The 13,717-nt window shown below is 56.2% G+C and carries 17 protein-coding genes; 8 read left to right on the forward strand and 9 right to left on the reverse strand.

Going from position 1 to position 13,717, the window contains the following annotated elements:
* Positions 1 to 103 precede the first annotated feature (103 nt).
* From BLIN9172_RS18925 to BLIN9172_RS17145, 4 genes are all read right to left on the reverse strand, one after another.
* Positions 104 to 301: a helix-turn-helix domain-containing protein gene (locus BLIN9172_RS18925; protein ID WP_069599208.1), complete on the reverse strand. Its 198-nt coding sequence runs from the start codon at positions 299 to 301 to the stop codon at positions 104 to 106.
* A gap of 1 nt (position 302) precedes the next feature.
* The gene (locus BLIN9172_RS17135; RefSeq protein ID WP_069599207.1) at positions 303 to 905 is read right to left on the reverse strand and encodes a recombinase family protein; all 603 of its coding nucleotides are present in this window, start codon (positions 903 to 905) and stop codon (positions 303 to 305) included.
* A 133-nt stretch (positions 906 to 1,038) separates the two neighbouring features.
* The gene (locus tag BLIN9172_RS17140) at positions 1,039 to 1,611 is read right to left on the reverse strand and encodes an NUDIX hydrolase (protein ID WP_069599206.1); all 573 of its coding nucleotides are present in this window, start codon (positions 1,609 to 1,611) and stop codon (positions 1,039 to 1,041) included.
* On the reverse strand, positions 1,592 to 2,260 hold the full coding sequence (locus BLIN9172_RS17145) for a ribonuclease FAU-1 family protein (RefSeq protein WP_069601218.1): 669 nt from the start codon (positions 2,258 to 2,260) through the stop codon (positions 1,592 to 1,594). The genes BLIN9172_RS17140 and BLIN9172_RS17145 overlap by 20 nt, the downstream gene beginning before the upstream one ends.
* A 126-nt stretch (positions 2,261 to 2,386) precedes the next feature.
* Here BLIN9172_RS17145 and BLIN9172_RS17150 point away from each other — a divergent pair, with 126 nt between their 5' ends.
* Entirely contained in the window at positions 2,387 to 2,824 is a 438-nt protein-coding gene (locus BLIN9172_RS17150; protein ID WP_069599205.1) for a GNAT family N-acetyltransferase, read from the forward strand.
* Positions 2,825 to 3,309: 485 nt separating this feature from the next.
* On the opposite strand, the gene BLIN9172_RS17155 is transcribed toward BLIN9172_RS17150, so the two are convergent.
* The gene (locus tag BLIN9172_RS17155) at positions 3,310 to 3,801 is read right to left on the reverse strand and encodes an SRPBCC family protein (RefSeq protein WP_083248606.1); all 492 of its coding nucleotides are present in this window, start codon (positions 3,799 to 3,801) and stop codon (positions 3,310 to 3,312) included.
* A gap of 569 nt (positions 3,802 to 4,370) precedes the next feature.
* On the opposite strand from BLIN9172_RS17155, the gene BLIN9172_RS17160 reads away from it, so the two are divergent.
* From BLIN9172_RS17160 to BLIN9172_RS17175, 3 genes are all read left to right on the forward strand, one after another.
* Entirely contained in the window at positions 4,371 to 5,168 is a 798-nt protein-coding gene (locus tag BLIN9172_RS17160) for a S8 family peptidase (protein WP_165770839.1), read from the forward strand.
* Positions 5,153 to 5,797 (forward strand): SAR2788 family putative toxin, encoded by a 645-nt coding sequence (locus BLIN9172_RS17165; protein ID WP_069599203.1) that lies wholly within the window; start codon positions 5,153 to 5,155, stop codon positions 5,795 to 5,797. Before BLIN9172_RS17160 ends, BLIN9172_RS17165 begins: the two co-directional genes overlap by 16 nt.
* 169 nt (positions 5,798 to 5,966) lie before the next feature.
* Complete coding sequence (locus tag BLIN9172_RS17175) at positions 5,967 to 6,503, forward strand: hypothetical protein (RefSeq protein ID WP_069599202.1); 537 nt, start codon at positions 5,967 to 5,969, stop codon at positions 6,501 to 6,503.
* Positions 6,504 to 6,768: 265 nt separating this feature from the next.
* Here BLIN9172_RS17175 and BLIN9172_RS17180 read toward each other — a convergent pair whose 3' ends face one another.
* A complete protein-coding gene (locus tag BLIN9172_RS17180; protein ID WP_125240291.1) occupies positions 6,769 to 7,416 on the reverse strand; it encodes an immunity protein CdiI family protein in 648 nt (215 codons plus the stop codon).
* 181 nt (positions 7,417 to 7,597) lie between these two features.
* Between BLIN9172_RS17180 and BLIN9172_RS17185 the strand changes: the two genes are divergently transcribed.
* On the forward strand, positions 7,598 to 8,068 hold the full coding sequence (locus BLIN9172_RS17185; RefSeq protein WP_069599200.1) for a hypothetical protein: 471 nt from the start codon (positions 7,598 to 7,600) through the stop codon (positions 8,066 to 8,068).
* A gap of 108 nt (positions 8,069 to 8,176) precedes the next feature.
* Here BLIN9172_RS17185 and BLIN9172_RS17190 read toward each other — a convergent pair whose 3' ends face one another.
* Positions 8,177 to 9,124, reverse strand: coding sequence for a hypothetical protein (locus BLIN9172_RS17190; RefSeq protein WP_145997996.1), 948 nt, complete (start codon positions 9,122 to 9,124; stop codon positions 8,177 to 8,179).
* A 320-nt stretch (positions 9,125 to 9,444) separates the two neighbouring features.
* Here BLIN9172_RS17190 and BLIN9172_RS17195 point away from each other — a divergent pair, with 320 nt between their 5' ends.
* The 3 genes from BLIN9172_RS17195 to BLIN9172_RS17205 are packed head-to-tail and all read left to right on the forward strand — an operon-like array spanning position 9,445 to position 11,779.
* The gene (locus BLIN9172_RS17195; protein ID WP_069599198.1) at positions 9,445 to 9,651 is read left to right on the forward strand and encodes a hypothetical protein; all 207 of its coding nucleotides are present in this window, start codon (positions 9,445 to 9,447) and stop codon (positions 9,649 to 9,651) included.
* Positions 9,648 to 10,148, forward strand: coding sequence for a hypothetical protein (locus BLIN9172_RS17200; protein ID WP_069599197.1), 501 nt, complete (start codon positions 9,648 to 9,650; stop codon positions 10,146 to 10,148). Before BLIN9172_RS17195 ends, BLIN9172_RS17200 begins: the two co-directional genes overlap by 4 nt.
* 53 nt (positions 10,149 to 10,201) lie before the next feature.
* A complete protein-coding gene (locus tag BLIN9172_RS17205; protein WP_069599196.1) occupies positions 10,202 to 11,779 on the forward strand; it encodes an IS1634 family transposase in 1,578 nt (525 codons plus the stop codon).
* Positions 11,780 to 12,177: 398 nt separating this feature from the next.
* Here BLIN9172_RS17205 and BLIN9172_RS17215 read toward each other — a convergent pair whose 3' ends face one another.
* Both BLIN9172_RS17215 and BLIN9172_RS17220 read right to left on the reverse strand, forming a co-directional pair.
* On the reverse strand, positions 12,178 to 12,624 hold the full coding sequence (locus BLIN9172_RS17215; RefSeq protein ID WP_114355012.1) for a hypothetical protein: 447 nt from the start codon (positions 12,622 to 12,624) through the stop codon (positions 12,178 to 12,180).
* 8 nt (positions 12,625 to 12,632) lie between these two features.
* Positions 12,633 to 13,568 (reverse strand): matrixin family metalloprotease, encoded by a 936-nt coding sequence (locus tag BLIN9172_RS17220; protein WP_101556112.1) that lies wholly within the window; start codon positions 13,566 to 13,568, stop codon positions 12,633 to 12,635.
* Positions 13,569 to 13,717: the final 149 nt, after the last annotated feature.

A 13,717-nucleotide genomic window follows, 5' to 3' on the forward strand; every position in this document is an offset into this window, starting at 1 on the left:
CGTTTGAGGGCAGAAGTGGTTCGATCTTCTCCCACTGCTCATCAGTGAAGACTCGGTGTCGTTGCTGTGTAGTCACGTCTCCACCGTGCCAGTCCTGGAATGGTCAATAAAGGAGACACGCCCTAGAACCAGAGTCGTGTCGGGTCTGTGATTCAAGAGCGGCGATCCCACCGGTCTTGTAGTGCTGGTGCCAGCGTTGCAGGGTGCGCAAGCCGAGACCGGTGTCTTGGGCCAGAGTTGTCAGAGCGATGTCGTCTTCAACGTGGAGCCGAAGGATGCGCCACTTCTCCGGCCCGTCCATCTCACACCGGCTCCGCCAGTGTGTCGTGAGTGCCGGCGGCCTGACGGTGTCGATACAAAGTCGCTCTTGACCAGCCCACCAAGCGTGCCGCGTCTTCAGCAGTGCGTCCTTTGGCGCGGGCGTCTTCAGCGATAGAGAGCTTCTGGGCGATCTCGTCCGGGTCTACCGGCGGCCGCCCGAACTTGGTGCCGTTCTGCTTAGCTGCGGCAATGCCTGCATTGACGCGTTCAGTGATGAGTTCACGCTCATACTCGGCCAGGGTAGCGAGCATTCCCAACATCATCCGACCCGATGAAGTCTCAGGGTCGATGTTGTCCGAAACGGAACGGACCTTCACTCCCTGGTCTCGGAGATGGTTCACGGTTGCCAGAACGTCCAGGAGTGAGCGGCCGAGCCGGTCGATGCGCCACACGACGACAGTGTCGCCGTCTTCGGCATAGTCGAGCAGCCGCCTCATTCCAGGTCGCTGTTTCGCCGTCTTACTCCCAGAGGTCACATCTGAGAACACATCTCGTTTCTGGACTCCCGCACCGACGAGTGCATCGAGTTGGAGCTGCGCATCTTGGCCAGCAGTACTGACCCGCGTGTATCCCAGAAGCCTCATGTCTTAAGAATGCCTCATAAATCCCAAGAAGTCACGACTCTAAGACACTCTGCGTCAAGACGAGTTAGCAAGACAGATCGCACCCCGTGAGTACGCGACTGAGCTGAAGTCACGCCGAGGTGGATCTGACGTCTCATAAAACTAAAGGTTTAAGAGGCGACATAAGTCCGCGACTTGCGGCCATCGTCCGCGCAATGATCAGCGTTGGATCGACGATTTCACCTTTTGTGATCATCGAATCCAGCTCCTCTACACGTAGCCAAACAGCGCTAACCTGCTCCGCCGGATCGTCTCGAGCTGCGGTCCCCTTTATCGTTGCCTCTGACGAAAAGAAGAGGTGCACGGGCCAGCTTGCCCGGCCAGGGTTCAAGAAGAAGGTATGGAGGGACATCAAGCTTGTCGGCACAATCCCCGCTTCTTCCTCAAGTTCGCGACGGGCCGTGTCTATCGGCTCCTCGCCATCTTCGGCTCCACCGGCAGGTAGATCGAAGATCCAGCGATCTATCGGGTAACGATACTGCCGAGTGACCAATACGTGATCGCCGTTAACGACAAGAACCGCGGCCGCGAATGGAACACTCTCGTCGACCTCGTAGTGAGTTTGCGAACCGTCGGGGAGAGTAACGGTGTGCTCGAAAAGCACTACACGCCCTTGGTGAATCTGGCGGCGATCAACAGTCTCCCACTTAGTCTCCTCCTGCGACATCTTCAAACTCCCAGTTGGCATCGGCAGGCAAAGTAGGCACGGTCCAATCGGGGTCCGGCTGAAAGCCCTCGTATCCGGCGTTGAACGGGAATTCCCAGTGCTCGACATCTTTCACGGCTTGCTGTGCCACTTGTCTGATCTGCTCCACCTTGGCTGTCGAGAACACCCCGGCGCGGTGGGCGAGCTCAAGTTCATCTTCGTCTTTGAAAGCGTAGATGCGATCAGGGCTGACGAGAACGTCGAGCACGAGGTCTGAGGTTTCGATGCCGGAATCCGACCGTGTGAATTCTTCTTCGATGTTCACGTAATAGGAGTTACGGATTCCCGCCTTTGTCTCGAAGAACCAGACAGAGTACATGGTGTTTGGCTGGAAGACTGCAAGTATCCCGGAGCCTACCCAGTTTCTGACTGCTTGGGCTCGTGGGGCGGTGAAGCGATCTGTCCCGCTGAGGGAGCGCAGGTCCTGCCCATCAGCACTGACTTGATAGAGCATTCGTGTCCCCGCGGCCATCCACACGGCAAGGTGCTGATCATCATCAGCGATTACAGTTACTGGCCGTTGATCCACGAGTCCGGGAAAGTCTGGGTCGCGGTAAGTCCAGAAAATTCTGTCGCCTCGTTGCCAACGCTGATGCTGCTGATCACTCATGCTCGCAACATACCAGGACATGCCGAGCCCCTAAATCATCTGCATCGCCACTGTGCAATGGAAAAGCACCGCCACTTATCGCTGAACCTCACAGGTTTGGTGTCCGCTTTGTAGCAGAATGGATAGATGACGATTTCGACCCGCGCGGCTACGTACAAGGACGAAGCTTGGTTGTTCCAGCTTCATGAAGACGCTCACAAGGAATTGGTGGAAGCGGCCTATGGTCCGTGGATCGCTGTACAGCAGCAAGAGTTTTTCCGCCCGCTTGTTGAGGAACATGAGGTGTTCGTGCTTGGGTTAGACGGCGTGGACGTCGGCGCGCTGTATCTGGGAAGGCGCGAGGAAGACACGTGGCTAGAGCTCATGGAAGTTGCTCCGGATAGTCAGGGTCAAGGCGTCGGTGCCGCCATCCTCAGTTGGGTGGTTGAACAGTCTGCAAAGGCTGGCCATGGAACGATGCTTCAGGTTCACAAAGTGAATGCCAGAGCAAAGCGATTGTACGAACGTGAAGGCTTCGCTGAGGTCGGGGAAACGGACACTCACCACCTGCTTCGTCACCCATAGTTCCGGGGTTCGCGCTGCTTCAAGCGAAGGCGCTATCGCGATAACGGCCTGACAACTCGTAATAGCGGTATCGCTTGTTGTTCTATGACTGATGAAACCTGCAAAGCATCGTGCGATGCGAGCGGGCGGTGAGAGCACTGCCGCCAAAATACGCTGACAGAACACCGCCATTTACCGCTGAAGCTCACACATTCTTCCGGTCGAGATCTTGAATGTCAAAGGGGTATACTCCTTTGACAGAAATCTTTAGATACTGTGCTCGCGATCGTAAGCGCACGGTTGCTACTACGAAGCATGCTCCTCCTCGCCATCATCGTCGCTTTGGACAGTTGATTTGCGATCGGGCGGAAGGCTTATTGATGTTGTAGTGCTTCCCCAGCGCGAGTTTAGGATCTGCTACGGCCTACGGGCTTCCATCGTAGCTACTCTAGTTTTCCCGTACCTGTGGAGCAACAAGGTGATATTTGCACGTCAACAAGGAAGATTCACAAGCGGGTGACCCTGCATCCAAGATGCTCGCTCAGAATACAAGCAAAGCGGTCGAGAAATTCCTCAGTAACAACCATTTTTGGGAGCTTTCCCGTCGCGATCCGCCTCCAGGTTACGAGTTTTTCTGGGAACCTGCCGACAAAGCTTGGGGAGAAGGCCAGGCGGTTTCGGAGGATGCAGCCGGATCCCTTTGGTCGGAGGCGCACCGTGTCGGTCATTGTAGTCCCGGCTTGCCTGCCGCGCTTCACGTAAGTTGTTGGGTTCTCAGCAACCAGTGTTGTCCATATGACATCGTCGCCTCCACATCCGCACTGCCGATGCGATTCAATCCAACGGTCACCTGCGGTCAATGCTATGTGACCCTCAGGCTTCACTTCAATCGGGTGTGATCCGGCAAGAGCAGTCGGATCGGCGAGAACCCTCCAGACTGCTTCGGGGTCAGCTTCGACGAAGAACTCTTCTGTATGGCTGAAGTATCTGCTTCCCATCGATGTGACCGTCTCCTCATGGTCTCGCGCTCATACCGCAATGATGTTCCGGTACTTCACAAGCGAATGATGACACGTACTTGCATGGTCCGTCATTCCAAGCCGGATCTGGAAAGTCCATTAAACCACGGCAATATGTCGGCTCGGCCACCAGGGAGACACGCTGCAGATGCAGAGTCCGCGGCCTTCGAGTGTCAATCCCGTGCGAACTTCGACAGTTCTGTTCGCACCTAACCCCAATCAGTGGACAGATTCGGTGAGCAGGGATACTCGATTGACATGATCGCACTCATCCGGCCTGCTGGGCCGAAGTTGTCTCGAAATTTCATACTTTCGTGCGAGGCGCCCGCGGCGCCCACACTGTATGCCCGGACCTGCGGCAGGTAACGGTTTGATTGCTTTCACACGAGCGACCCCGGAAGCCAACTCAGGGATTGTTAGGTTTAAGGACGGCTTATCCCCATGAAAGATCGTCCCCACCCTTCTTCACAGACTGCGAGACCATGCGAGAAGACTCCCGGATGGCCCTGGCCCCCGTTTATCCCCGCCGGTGGGTCCAGCGTGCCCTGGTGGCAGCCGTCGTCATCGTTTTCGCCATGGTCGCCATTGTCATCGTTTTCACGCCAGTAGAAACTGTTTCGAAGGTTCGGATCGCAATCATCGATGGAGGAATTGATCCCACCTACCCAGCATTGAATAAGGCGAAGATCGAGGTTCGTTCGGTGCCGGGCGCCCCGTCGAGAGTGAGCGAACACGGGTCAGCCATGGCCGCGATCATGGTTGAAAGCGCGTCAGCAAAACCATCTACACGATCTCCGACGATCGAGATCGTCGACGTCCCGGCTCTTGATATTTCTGGTGTCGGGGAAGTTGAAGACTTGGCGACTGGGATCACGACTGCGACACAACAAGATGTGGATATGATCGTCGCCGCGCTCGGGACCGAAATGGACGCGCCAGAGCTGAAGGAAGCGGTCCGTCACGCTCAAAACGATGGCGTGACCATCTTTTCCGCTGCCGGGAACGGTATTGGAGATTTCGCCTCATACCCAGCCCAATATGAGGGAGTGATCTCAGTGGGGGCACTGAACAAATCAGGCCACCGTCTGAGATTCACGAATATTCGAGCCACGAATCTCCTTGCTTCCGGTGAGGAGATCCACGTTAAGAGCCCGGGAGGTGGGACCCAGCCGTATTCAGGGACGTCTCCTGCAACAGCGATTGCTGCGGGAAAGATTGCCGCGTGCTGGCCACTGATTGCTCCACACACTCGTGATCAGACCCGCAGGAACACTCCTGTCGATCAAGCGATAGAAGAATCCATTGAAGAACAAGGAAAGGACCCGAGGGAATGCAAGTCTCTTTAAGGAAGAGCGTCGCTGCTGTTGCAGCGGTGACCGCGTTAGCGGTGGGGCTGTCGACGGCAAATATTTCACCGGTCGCGGCCGACGAGCCAACCGAAGTACCAAGCGTCAGCACACATAGTGTCTCTGTTGATCCTGATGAGGCGACCTCAGGTGTTGAGTCGCTTGATGAGGGCGGCGACAACCTAGATACGACTGTAGACGTCGACGCGGTCGGTGGCACAGTCTCCACCTCGGTTGAGGCTGAAGGTATTGATTCGCGTGTGGATGTCGCCACGGATTCCGATGCTCCTCTTGATGAGCTGATCCAGTCGGTGACGGTTGAAGCAGTCGTCGATGGTGAAGACATTGAAAGCGAACTACTCGTCCGTGATTTCACCTATTTAGGTGATGAAGCCTTCGCTGCAACTCTCGAAGATGCTCAGTCAGGAGAAACCATTGAGGTTTCTTCTGCCCAGGTGAATGCGCAGGCATTCCCGATTCTGTGGGTTCTTGGCCTCCTCGCCCGTGTCGGGATTAAAGCAGCGATCAAGCAAATAGGGAAGTCGAAGATCAAGCAGGCTGCGTCGAAGTACTTGTTGAAGCAGAACGCGAACAAGTGGAAGCATATCCGGGCGAAGAGGCACAACTGAGACAAGATTGGTGCCACGTCGCGGGGGAAAATCGCGAATCTCATGTCCCGCGCAATGGCCAACGGCAAACACTCAACATATAAAAAGGGATCAGGCCGCCAAGCGGCTATGCCCTATAAGGGGAAGTACATTGTGGTGACCTGTGCGAAGAAGGGAGGTCAGATTAGTAATGGATGGTGGGGATACCCTCTCAAGTAGGAAGAAGCTGGCCGCAGCGATACTGGAGTCGAAGGACGATGATCTAACGCAGGCATTGGCTATCGCTGAGCGCATGTCGATCACTGACGTGGCCGAGACCTTGTACAATAATAAGCCCGATCTGCAGTTTGATCATTCCGAGCTGTGCGACAGGTTCATCAGCGCATGGCTGGATCGTTTATCAACAGTTGAACGGTTCGTTGCAGCGGAAAGACTCGATGGGCTCTATTCCCTAGGTCTGGTGTGGTTGCCACACGCCCAAGATCGTAGCTGGGAGCGGATGCTCCGGCTCGCGGCGTCGAGTCTTGAAGAGATTGCGGACACCCTCACATACGCAGAGGGCGACGCGAATAGTCCTGATACGAGTTTTAATAGGCGTTACGCGATGAAACTCGTCGAGCTGGCACGAGGACCACTGGCTGAGGTTGCAGGCGAGCTGAGTCGGTGTGCGGATGAACTTGTTGAGTTGCAGTCCCAGGCTGACACTGAGGAAGAATCCGAGGGATAGCCGGATTCTGCACCTGTGGCGGTGCGCTCCAGCCGAGGGCGAGGCCACGCATAGTGTGGCCTCGCCTCTGCGCGTGTGGGTCTCGACGTTTGCGCAGACAGCTACTGAAACCGGCGTCGTAGATAGAGAGGGCCAGTTTCCAGCGTCAAGGCGGTGTCGTCCTTGACGGTTTTGTTCGAACCTTGGCCCAGGCCATAGACAGATTCGGTAAGAGGGTATACCCGATAGACATAGATTCGGGAACTATTTTCGCTAAGTGGGACCCCTAGCGGTCGTCGGGGTCCCGCTCGTCAGAGATGGTTGCCCTGCCTTCGAGTTCGCTAGACAATTCTCGGATAAGGCGGTTGCCCTCATCGATAAACCATTGGTGATTATCTTCGCAGTCCCACCCCGAATCTGGGTAATCGACGACGGGGTTGAAGTGAGAGCTCCAGAACTCCATGTAAGCATGGAGATCGTCGGCCAGGTCCGCTGAAATTGGGAGGTCTGAAGTCCCCACTGCAATGTCGTCGGTGTCATGGCTCCACAGCGGTTCCTTCCGCCCCCAGTCGGGAAAGAATCGAATCTCGATTGGCGAGTTCATAGAACACAACTCTGCGCGCGGCTTCGTCTGATTACGCTGGGACTTTCTCTTTTCAGCTGCCCGAACGAATGAGAGCCCCAAGGACCAACCAAGCGGTACAAGGGCAATCGGAACACAGACCACCGAAACCACGACCGCTGCCGCATAGGCGTTTATCCAACCATCCTCGATCGTGCCTGCCCACAACCATACGAAAATGCAGAAGCCGACAAGGAGTGTAGACACGGACGCTACTGCAATGTAGGCGATCTTCGCGCCTTTGGATTCCGGAATCAAAATTCGTTCTCCTCTCTCAGGTGTGCTGGCGGCATGACCGATGTCTCTGATCACGGGTTTCGTCTGCGGATAATAGTCATTCTTATCGACAAGGGCGGCGCCGTCGTTGTGTGAACTGTCGACTGCCTCCGTCGCTCGTTCGTCGCAGTGTTGTGAGTGTGTGCCACGGATCGTTGAGGCCGGTGTGGCATATTGAGATCAGACTATTACGGCAGGGGTATAAGGGAGGTTCGCGGTGAGCAATGGTGACTCGGTGCACGTGATGATCATAGCCACTGACGAATCGGTAGAGCTGTATCACATGGAAGATGTGCAGTGGGTGGAGTGGGTGCTACTCGGCTGGTTCGTCGTTGGTGCCGCCATCGCGGTCTGGTTCCTGACCATCATCGTGATAAGGCAACACGCGTGGTTGTCGCTCACTCTCCTCGGTGTCGCCTCAGTCGGCCTGATCGCCGGGGGATTCTGGGTCCAGTTGGGCTCCGGAGCTTATAGGGACAGTGAGGCACTGTGGGCCTGCCCTTCGGGTCTCAACGCTATGCGAATCACCGAAGCGAACGGATATCCGTTGTCGGATGGAATCGTTCGATGTCGTGCCGACGCGAAAAGGAACGTGGCAGTCGGCGCAGCGATGGCGGGCGCGGGGGTAATTCTGGCATTCGGTTCACCTCTCGTCGGTCGACATCGAAAGGCAGTAGTGCTCGCATAGCGGGCGAAGTTGCAGGGCGAGTTCGCGTGTCATCGATGGTGCTCTCCCGAATCTATTTGGCTCCCGTCCTCGTATCCCGTCTCAGAGACGTCCCGAGCTTGTGCGGGGTCACTTATTGCGGGACCGGATCTTGATGATTAGGACCATCAGTAGAAAAAGTACGGCGGTGAGGGGGAACATGAACGCGGCGAACACCCACACAAGCGTCCCGCCGATTCCGACCGAGTCGGAGTAAACGGCCTGAGCAACTGAGAGGCTGCTTAACTGGTGGGCGAAGACCAGAGCGAAGAGGCTGAGCGTTGCGAGTGTCGTTGAAACAGTCGTTGACACGGGCGTGGTCGAGAGTCGACGGAGAACGCCAGTGAGGCCGATCGCTCCAACGATCCCGGCTGCTGTCAGCCAGAGGAACTCCGTGTCCCATCCCTCATCACTGATAGGGGCCACGGGAGCGAAGAAAGTGACGATGAGAAACATGGTCACCGCGAGGCCCGTCGCCAGTGTCGAAGCGTAGATGACGAACGCAGTCGTTGCGAACGCGGGATCGCCACGACCTGAACCGATGCGGGTACGCGGCGTTGTTTGATGCTCAATGTTGGGAACTCGTACGGCCCACATGATTACGCCGGAGAGCACGAACGGATAGGCGAGCTCTCCGATGAATGGCAGAACTGCCAGCGAGTTAGCCACAATGTCCACAACACCGCTGGGAGGAGTATTCATGGAGTAAAATACCAGCCCGACTATTTCGCTGACCCCTGACCCAATCAGAACGATGAGACTGATGATCATGAACCAGGGCCTGAAAGAGCGGGGGAGAGCCCGTCCGATGATGACTGCGCAGAATGTTGCAACCACTGTCAGTAAGAAGCCTGAGAGGCTTATCATCCAGGGCTGAGGCAAGTAGAAGCTCTCGTCGGAGATATGCATCGCCACGTAGCCAGTCCAGGCAATGAGATGCCCGGCGAAGGCAACAATGAGCGTATTGAAACCGATCGAACGGGTGCTATTCGTTGCCGGTAGCGATAGCAAAGAGGAATCTGGTTTGGAACCATTCATATGCCGATCTTGGCACACTCGTCGTAGAGTCAGGGCCGTGACGGGAATTGTCGCGATCACGATTGAACGCTCGCGGCGGAAAGTGACCGCCCGCAGGACACTTTGTGCAGGTGAAGGCAAGAAATACGTGTTCCCGAAGGGGCCTGCGTCCGCTTTCGACGGTTTCGAAAGCGGATTGACTGCCCGGCGTTGCGCCACTGAATCTCGGCAATGCACCTCTTCTATCGTGCCTATACGATGTTTGCGCAGACTATAGAATGGGCCTTATCGCTTTCAACTAATGAGGCAGAGCCCGCAGATGCGCCGAAAGGATCGAGCATATGGAAGACTTTGGATTCGTTGAATCGAGCTTTGGCGTCCTTGGCATGCTGATGACACTTCTGCCCGTGTTTGTCTTTCTCGTCATCGTAGCGGGCATCGTAGTTGCGACTGTCTGGATCACCAAGTACCTCAAGCGGCAGGAAGCTGACCGCAAAGAGATGCTCGATCTCATGCGCAGGCAGGTTTCCAGAAAGCAAGATTCGTGAGTAGCGACCGTTTATCCGTCGTGCTGATCATTGCGGGCCTGTGCACGCTGTTAGCTGGCTTCGTGGCAGGCCTTGCTGCCTTCTCAACCATGTGGACTCTTTTCGGTTTCGGAGTCGCTCTCACAATCATCGCCACGAGTTTCATTATCTCGGTCTTGAACCAACGGCCTTGGCCGGCCAGAGGCCGTGACCAGCTGCGCCAGCTAAACACCATAGGGACGGCCCTGCTACTCGCGGCGCTCACATGTGCCGCTGTGGTCGGTATCGCTATCTCGGGGTTCATCGCTCTCGTTGATGGTACAACTCTGCAAATCAGTCCTGCGCAGGATGCATTGGTGGGGGTTGGTGTCATTGCGACGGTCCTGGGTGTAGTTGGGTTTGTCGGCGCCGCGGTGGTGAAGTTCGGTATTCGCCTCACCCGCACACCAAATGGTAGGTCTCCTGACTTGCACAGTTGGGGACGAGTTTCGGGTTTCGACTGGCGTTTATGCTGGTGACCGTGCCGTCAGTTCCTGATTCGGGACACTAAATGGGTCCGTAGAATAGGTACATGAGCCTGCGACTAAGGAAAGTCCCGACCGCGTCCGGGGCAACCGCGGTCCAGATCGTAACGAAACGCCACGGCAAACTCACCGTCATCGAACACCTCGGCTCCGCCCACACCCCAGCCCAACTCGCAGCACTTGAAGAAGCCGGCCGCGAGAAAATCAACGAGTCCACCGGGCAGCTGGCACTCGACCTCGACACCGGCAGCAACGTCTCGACAACATCGCGTAGGCGGGTAAAGGGATCGACATCACGTCTGCTCATCGACACGATCCACACCGCCTACAACCGACTCGGATTCGATGTCGTCGATGACAATGCGTTCTTCCAGCTCGTCCTCGCCAGACTTGTCGAACCTACATCGAAATCCGACAGCATCCGCGTCCTGAACGAGCTCGGTGCTGAAACGAAACACCGCAACACGTTCTCTGCCTGCCTCAAACGCGTCATCGATGACGACTACCGATCCATGATTGCCGGCAAATGTTTCGACTACTCAGTCGCCACGACAGGGATCTCATTGATTCTCTACGATGTCACCACCCTGTACTTCGAAGCAGAGAAGGAAGACAGCCTGCGCAAGGTCGGGTACTCGAAAGAACGCCGAGTCGACCCGCAGATCGTTGTTGGCCTCCTCGTCGATCGGACCGGGTTCCCGTTAGAGATCGGGTGCTTCGAAGGCAACAAAGCAGAAACGTTCACGATGATCCCGATCGTCAAGGGTTTCCAAGACCGCCACGGGGTCACCGATATGGTCATCGTCGCTGATGCCGGAATGCTCTCAGCTGCGAACCTGAAAGCCATTGATGATGCCGGGCTGCGGTTCATCGTCGGGTCGCGGCAGACGAAGGCACCGAATGATCTGGCGACGTTCTTCACCTGGAACGGGACAAACACTGATGATGGGCAGCTCGTCGATACGCTGACGCCAAGGACCACAGTCGGGTTGGACAAGAACCGGACGCTGACTCGTGCTGAGCCCGTGTGGTCACCGGTTAAGCATCCGAAGGCGTGGCGGGCAGTGTGGCAATACCGGCGCAAACGCGCCGTGCGGGACAGAGAGACACTGAATCTACAACGGAATCGGGCGATGAGGATCATCGACGGGGAATCGAAACCGAAGGCCGCACGGTTCGTGAAAATCAAGGGATCGCAGAAGGTCTTCGACGAGTCCAGCTACGACAAAGCGGTGGGCCTGGCCGGGTGGAAAGGCTACGTCACCAACATCGAAAGAAGAGTCATGACCGCCCGCGAGGTTGTCGGTTCCTATCACGATCTATGGCATGTCGAGCAGTCTTTTCGGATGTCGAAGACAGCTCTCCGGGCCCGCCCGATCTTCCATCGCACGCGAGACGCGATCGAGGCGCACCTGACGGTGGTGTTCACTGCTTTGGCGGTCGCGAGGTTCATGCAGGAAGCGACAGGGTTGTCGTTGCAGAAGATCATTACCACGTTGCGGCCGTTGCGTGAGTTCGTGGGCGAGATCGATGGGCACGAACTCGTGTTCCCACCGGATGTCCCTCCGCAAGCCGCAGAGCTCGTCAGCAATGTCGAAAACTCTGGGCCTGGGGCGGGACACTAAAACTGTGCAAGTCAGGTCACATGTGCCGCTGTGGTCGGTATCGCTATCTCGGGGTTCATCGCTCTCGTTGATGGTACAACTCTGCAAATCAGTCCTGCGCAGGATGCATTGGTGGGGGTTGGTGTCATTGCGACGGTCCTGGGTGTAGTTGGGTTTGTCGGCGCCGCGGTGGTGAAGTTCGGTATTCGCCTCACCCGCACACCAAATGGTAGGTCTTAGTAGTACTAGGCAAGAGTCAAAGCGGTGCTGGGCTGGACAGATCTGTCAGCGAACGCAGCCAACCGTTTAGCAGATTTGTGAGCTCGCATACCCGATAGACATCCATCGTTAGCTGCTTCGTCCTTGTTGGCGGCCCCCTCCGCATCGTCGACACGGACGGGATGTTTATAGACTCGTGCTCACTTGCGAGTTGCGGTAGAGACTTCACCGAGTAGAGCATCGGATGCATTAAACATGCCGTAAGCGCCGTCTACGAGCGTGTACTGCTCTCCCTGCATACCGAGGAAATATACGAATTCTTCCTTGTCCTCGGGGGGTGCGGTGAGAAAGTCCGTTGGGCTTCCGCAAGCGTTGTCCCACGAGAAAGTGATCGTGTCACCTGGGTTTATCGTTCCCTTGAAAACATCCTTTACGTGAGTTTCTGCCGAACTCTCACCGGCCTCATTGAGGTCCCCGACGATGACTGCAACTGACTCATCGATTAAAGCTTCAACATCAGGATCTTGTGCATATGCCCCGCACGAAACCACCTGGCCTCCCTCCGGCTCAGAGCTGCAGGCAACCGTGAAGCCTAGTGTCAGTACCGCAGAGAGAACCACCGCAGTTCGAGTAAAAACATGCTTCACAGGTGCTCCTAGTAGATGAGATTGATTCCAGCTACATCACCCTTGCCAAGGGTGCGCTGCGAAGTTTCACATGTATTCGATTGAGGCTTCATTACCTGTTTAGTCGACATCGCAACGTGGCCGAGGCCGAAGGTATGTCCGAACTCATGGGTGGCGACTCCGCGAACGTCAAACTTGCTGCCCGAGCATTTGCTCGCTGCCGACCATGCCTTTTTCGTGGAGTAGCGTTGGTCAGATTCAAGTGCATCACCGAAATTGTTTGACCACGTGCAGGTCGTTGCGAGATTACTGGAAGTCGCCGAACCCCAACCGACAACGTTTCTCGAGTCACGCTTTCCGCAGCCGTTCTTTGCCGTCACCGCCGGCGTTTTCGACGTTCCGTCAACATATGACTGTTTCGCACCTGAGTTGATCGTCTTCCCGCAGCGCTTGATGGTCCCCGTCCACGTCTTCGCGCCAGCCTTAAACGCTGCAAGGCTCGATGCTTTGGCATTCTTTGAGTTGTAGTACCAATTGAAGGTAGCTGGCTGCCTCCACCCGTTGAGCTTATATGCGCTGCTCGAGCAGCTAGCCTGGATACTCACACCGTCTGGTGCGATGGTTTCAGCTTTTTCCGCTTCGATTTGCTTCTGCATGGTCACGGCCGCTCGATTACCGGACCATTCGCCGCCGATGTCGACCACGATTCCCTTGGTGTTGTTCGAGACTGAGGCATCAGGTGTCTCCGGTTCGCCTTCGACTGAAACCACGCTGGACTCGACAGTTTCTCCCAGCGCTGGAATTGTCATCTCTCGGCCATCGTCAAGGAGCAGGACGTCTCCTTCTTGCGCGCAAGTTGAGTCAGCGAGTTCTGCTGCATCGATCGCGCCTGTGCAATCGTCGGCAGGATCCGCCTGTGCGGCCTGAGGGATCGCGGTTGCAAGCAGAAGCGTGGAGAGCGTCAAGACGGATGTTGCTATTACACGACTAGGGCGTGTCTCCTTTATTGACCATTCCAGGACTGGCACGGTGGAGACGTGACTACACAGCAACGACACCGAGTCTTCACTGATGAGCAGTGGGAGAAGATCGAACCACTTCTGCCCTCAAACGT

The organism is Brevibacterium linens ATCC 9172, from assembly GCF_900169165.1.
In the GTDB taxonomy this organism is placed as follows: Bacteria; Actinomycetota; Actinomycetes; order Actinomycetales; family Brevibacteriaceae; genus Brevibacterium; species Brevibacterium linens.

What these genes read in the sequence shown, in the direction of transcription:
- BLIN9172_RS17135 (WP_069599207.1), bottom strand. Translation starts at nt 905, where the DNA reads ATGAGGCTTCTGGGATACACGCGGGTCAGTACTGCTGGCCAAGATGCG.
- BLIN9172_RS17140 (WP_069599206.1), bottom strand. Translation starts at nt 1,611, where the DNA reads ATGTCGCAGGAGGAGACTAAGTGGGAGACTGTTGATCGCCGCCAGATT.
- BLIN9172_RS17190 (WP_145997996.1), bottom strand. Translation starts at nt 9,124, where the DNA reads ATGAATGGTTCCAAACCAGATTCCTCTTTGCTATCGCTACCGGCAACG.
- BLIN9172_RS17145 (WP_069601218.1), bottom strand. Translation starts at nt 2,260, where the DNA reads ATGAGTGATCAGCAGCATCAGCGTTGGCAACGAGGCGACAGAATTTTC.
- BLIN9172_RS17165 (WP_069599203.1), top strand. Translation starts at nt 5,153, where the DNA reads ATGCAAGTCTCTTTAAGGAAGAGCGTCGCTGCTGTTGCAGCGGTGACC.
- BLIN9172_RS17175 (WP_069599202.1), top strand. Translation starts at nt 5,967, where the DNA reads ATGGATGGTGGGGATACCCTCTCAAGTAGGAAGAAGCTGGCCGCAGCG.
- BLIN9172_RS18925 (WP_069599208.1), bottom strand. Translation starts at nt 301, where the DNA reads ATGGACGGGCCGGAGAAGTGGCGCATCCTTCGGCTCCACGTTGAAGAC.
- BLIN9172_RS17195 (WP_069599198.1), top strand. Translation starts at nt 9,445, where the DNA reads ATGGAAGACTTTGGATTCGTTGAATCGAGCTTTGGCGTCCTTGGCATG.
- BLIN9172_RS17150 (WP_069599205.1), top strand. Translation starts at nt 2,387, where the DNA reads ATGACGATTTCGACCCGCGCGGCTACGTACAAGGACGAAGCTTGGTTG.
- BLIN9172_RS17155 (WP_083248606.1), bottom strand. Translation starts at nt 3,801, where the DNA reads ATGGGAAGCAGATACTTCAGCCATACAGAAGAGTTCTTCGTCGAAGCT.
- BLIN9172_RS17205 (WP_069599196.1), top strand. Translation starts at nt 10,202, where the DNA reads ATGAGCCTGCGACTAAGGAAAGTCCCGACCGCGTCCGGGGCAACCGCG.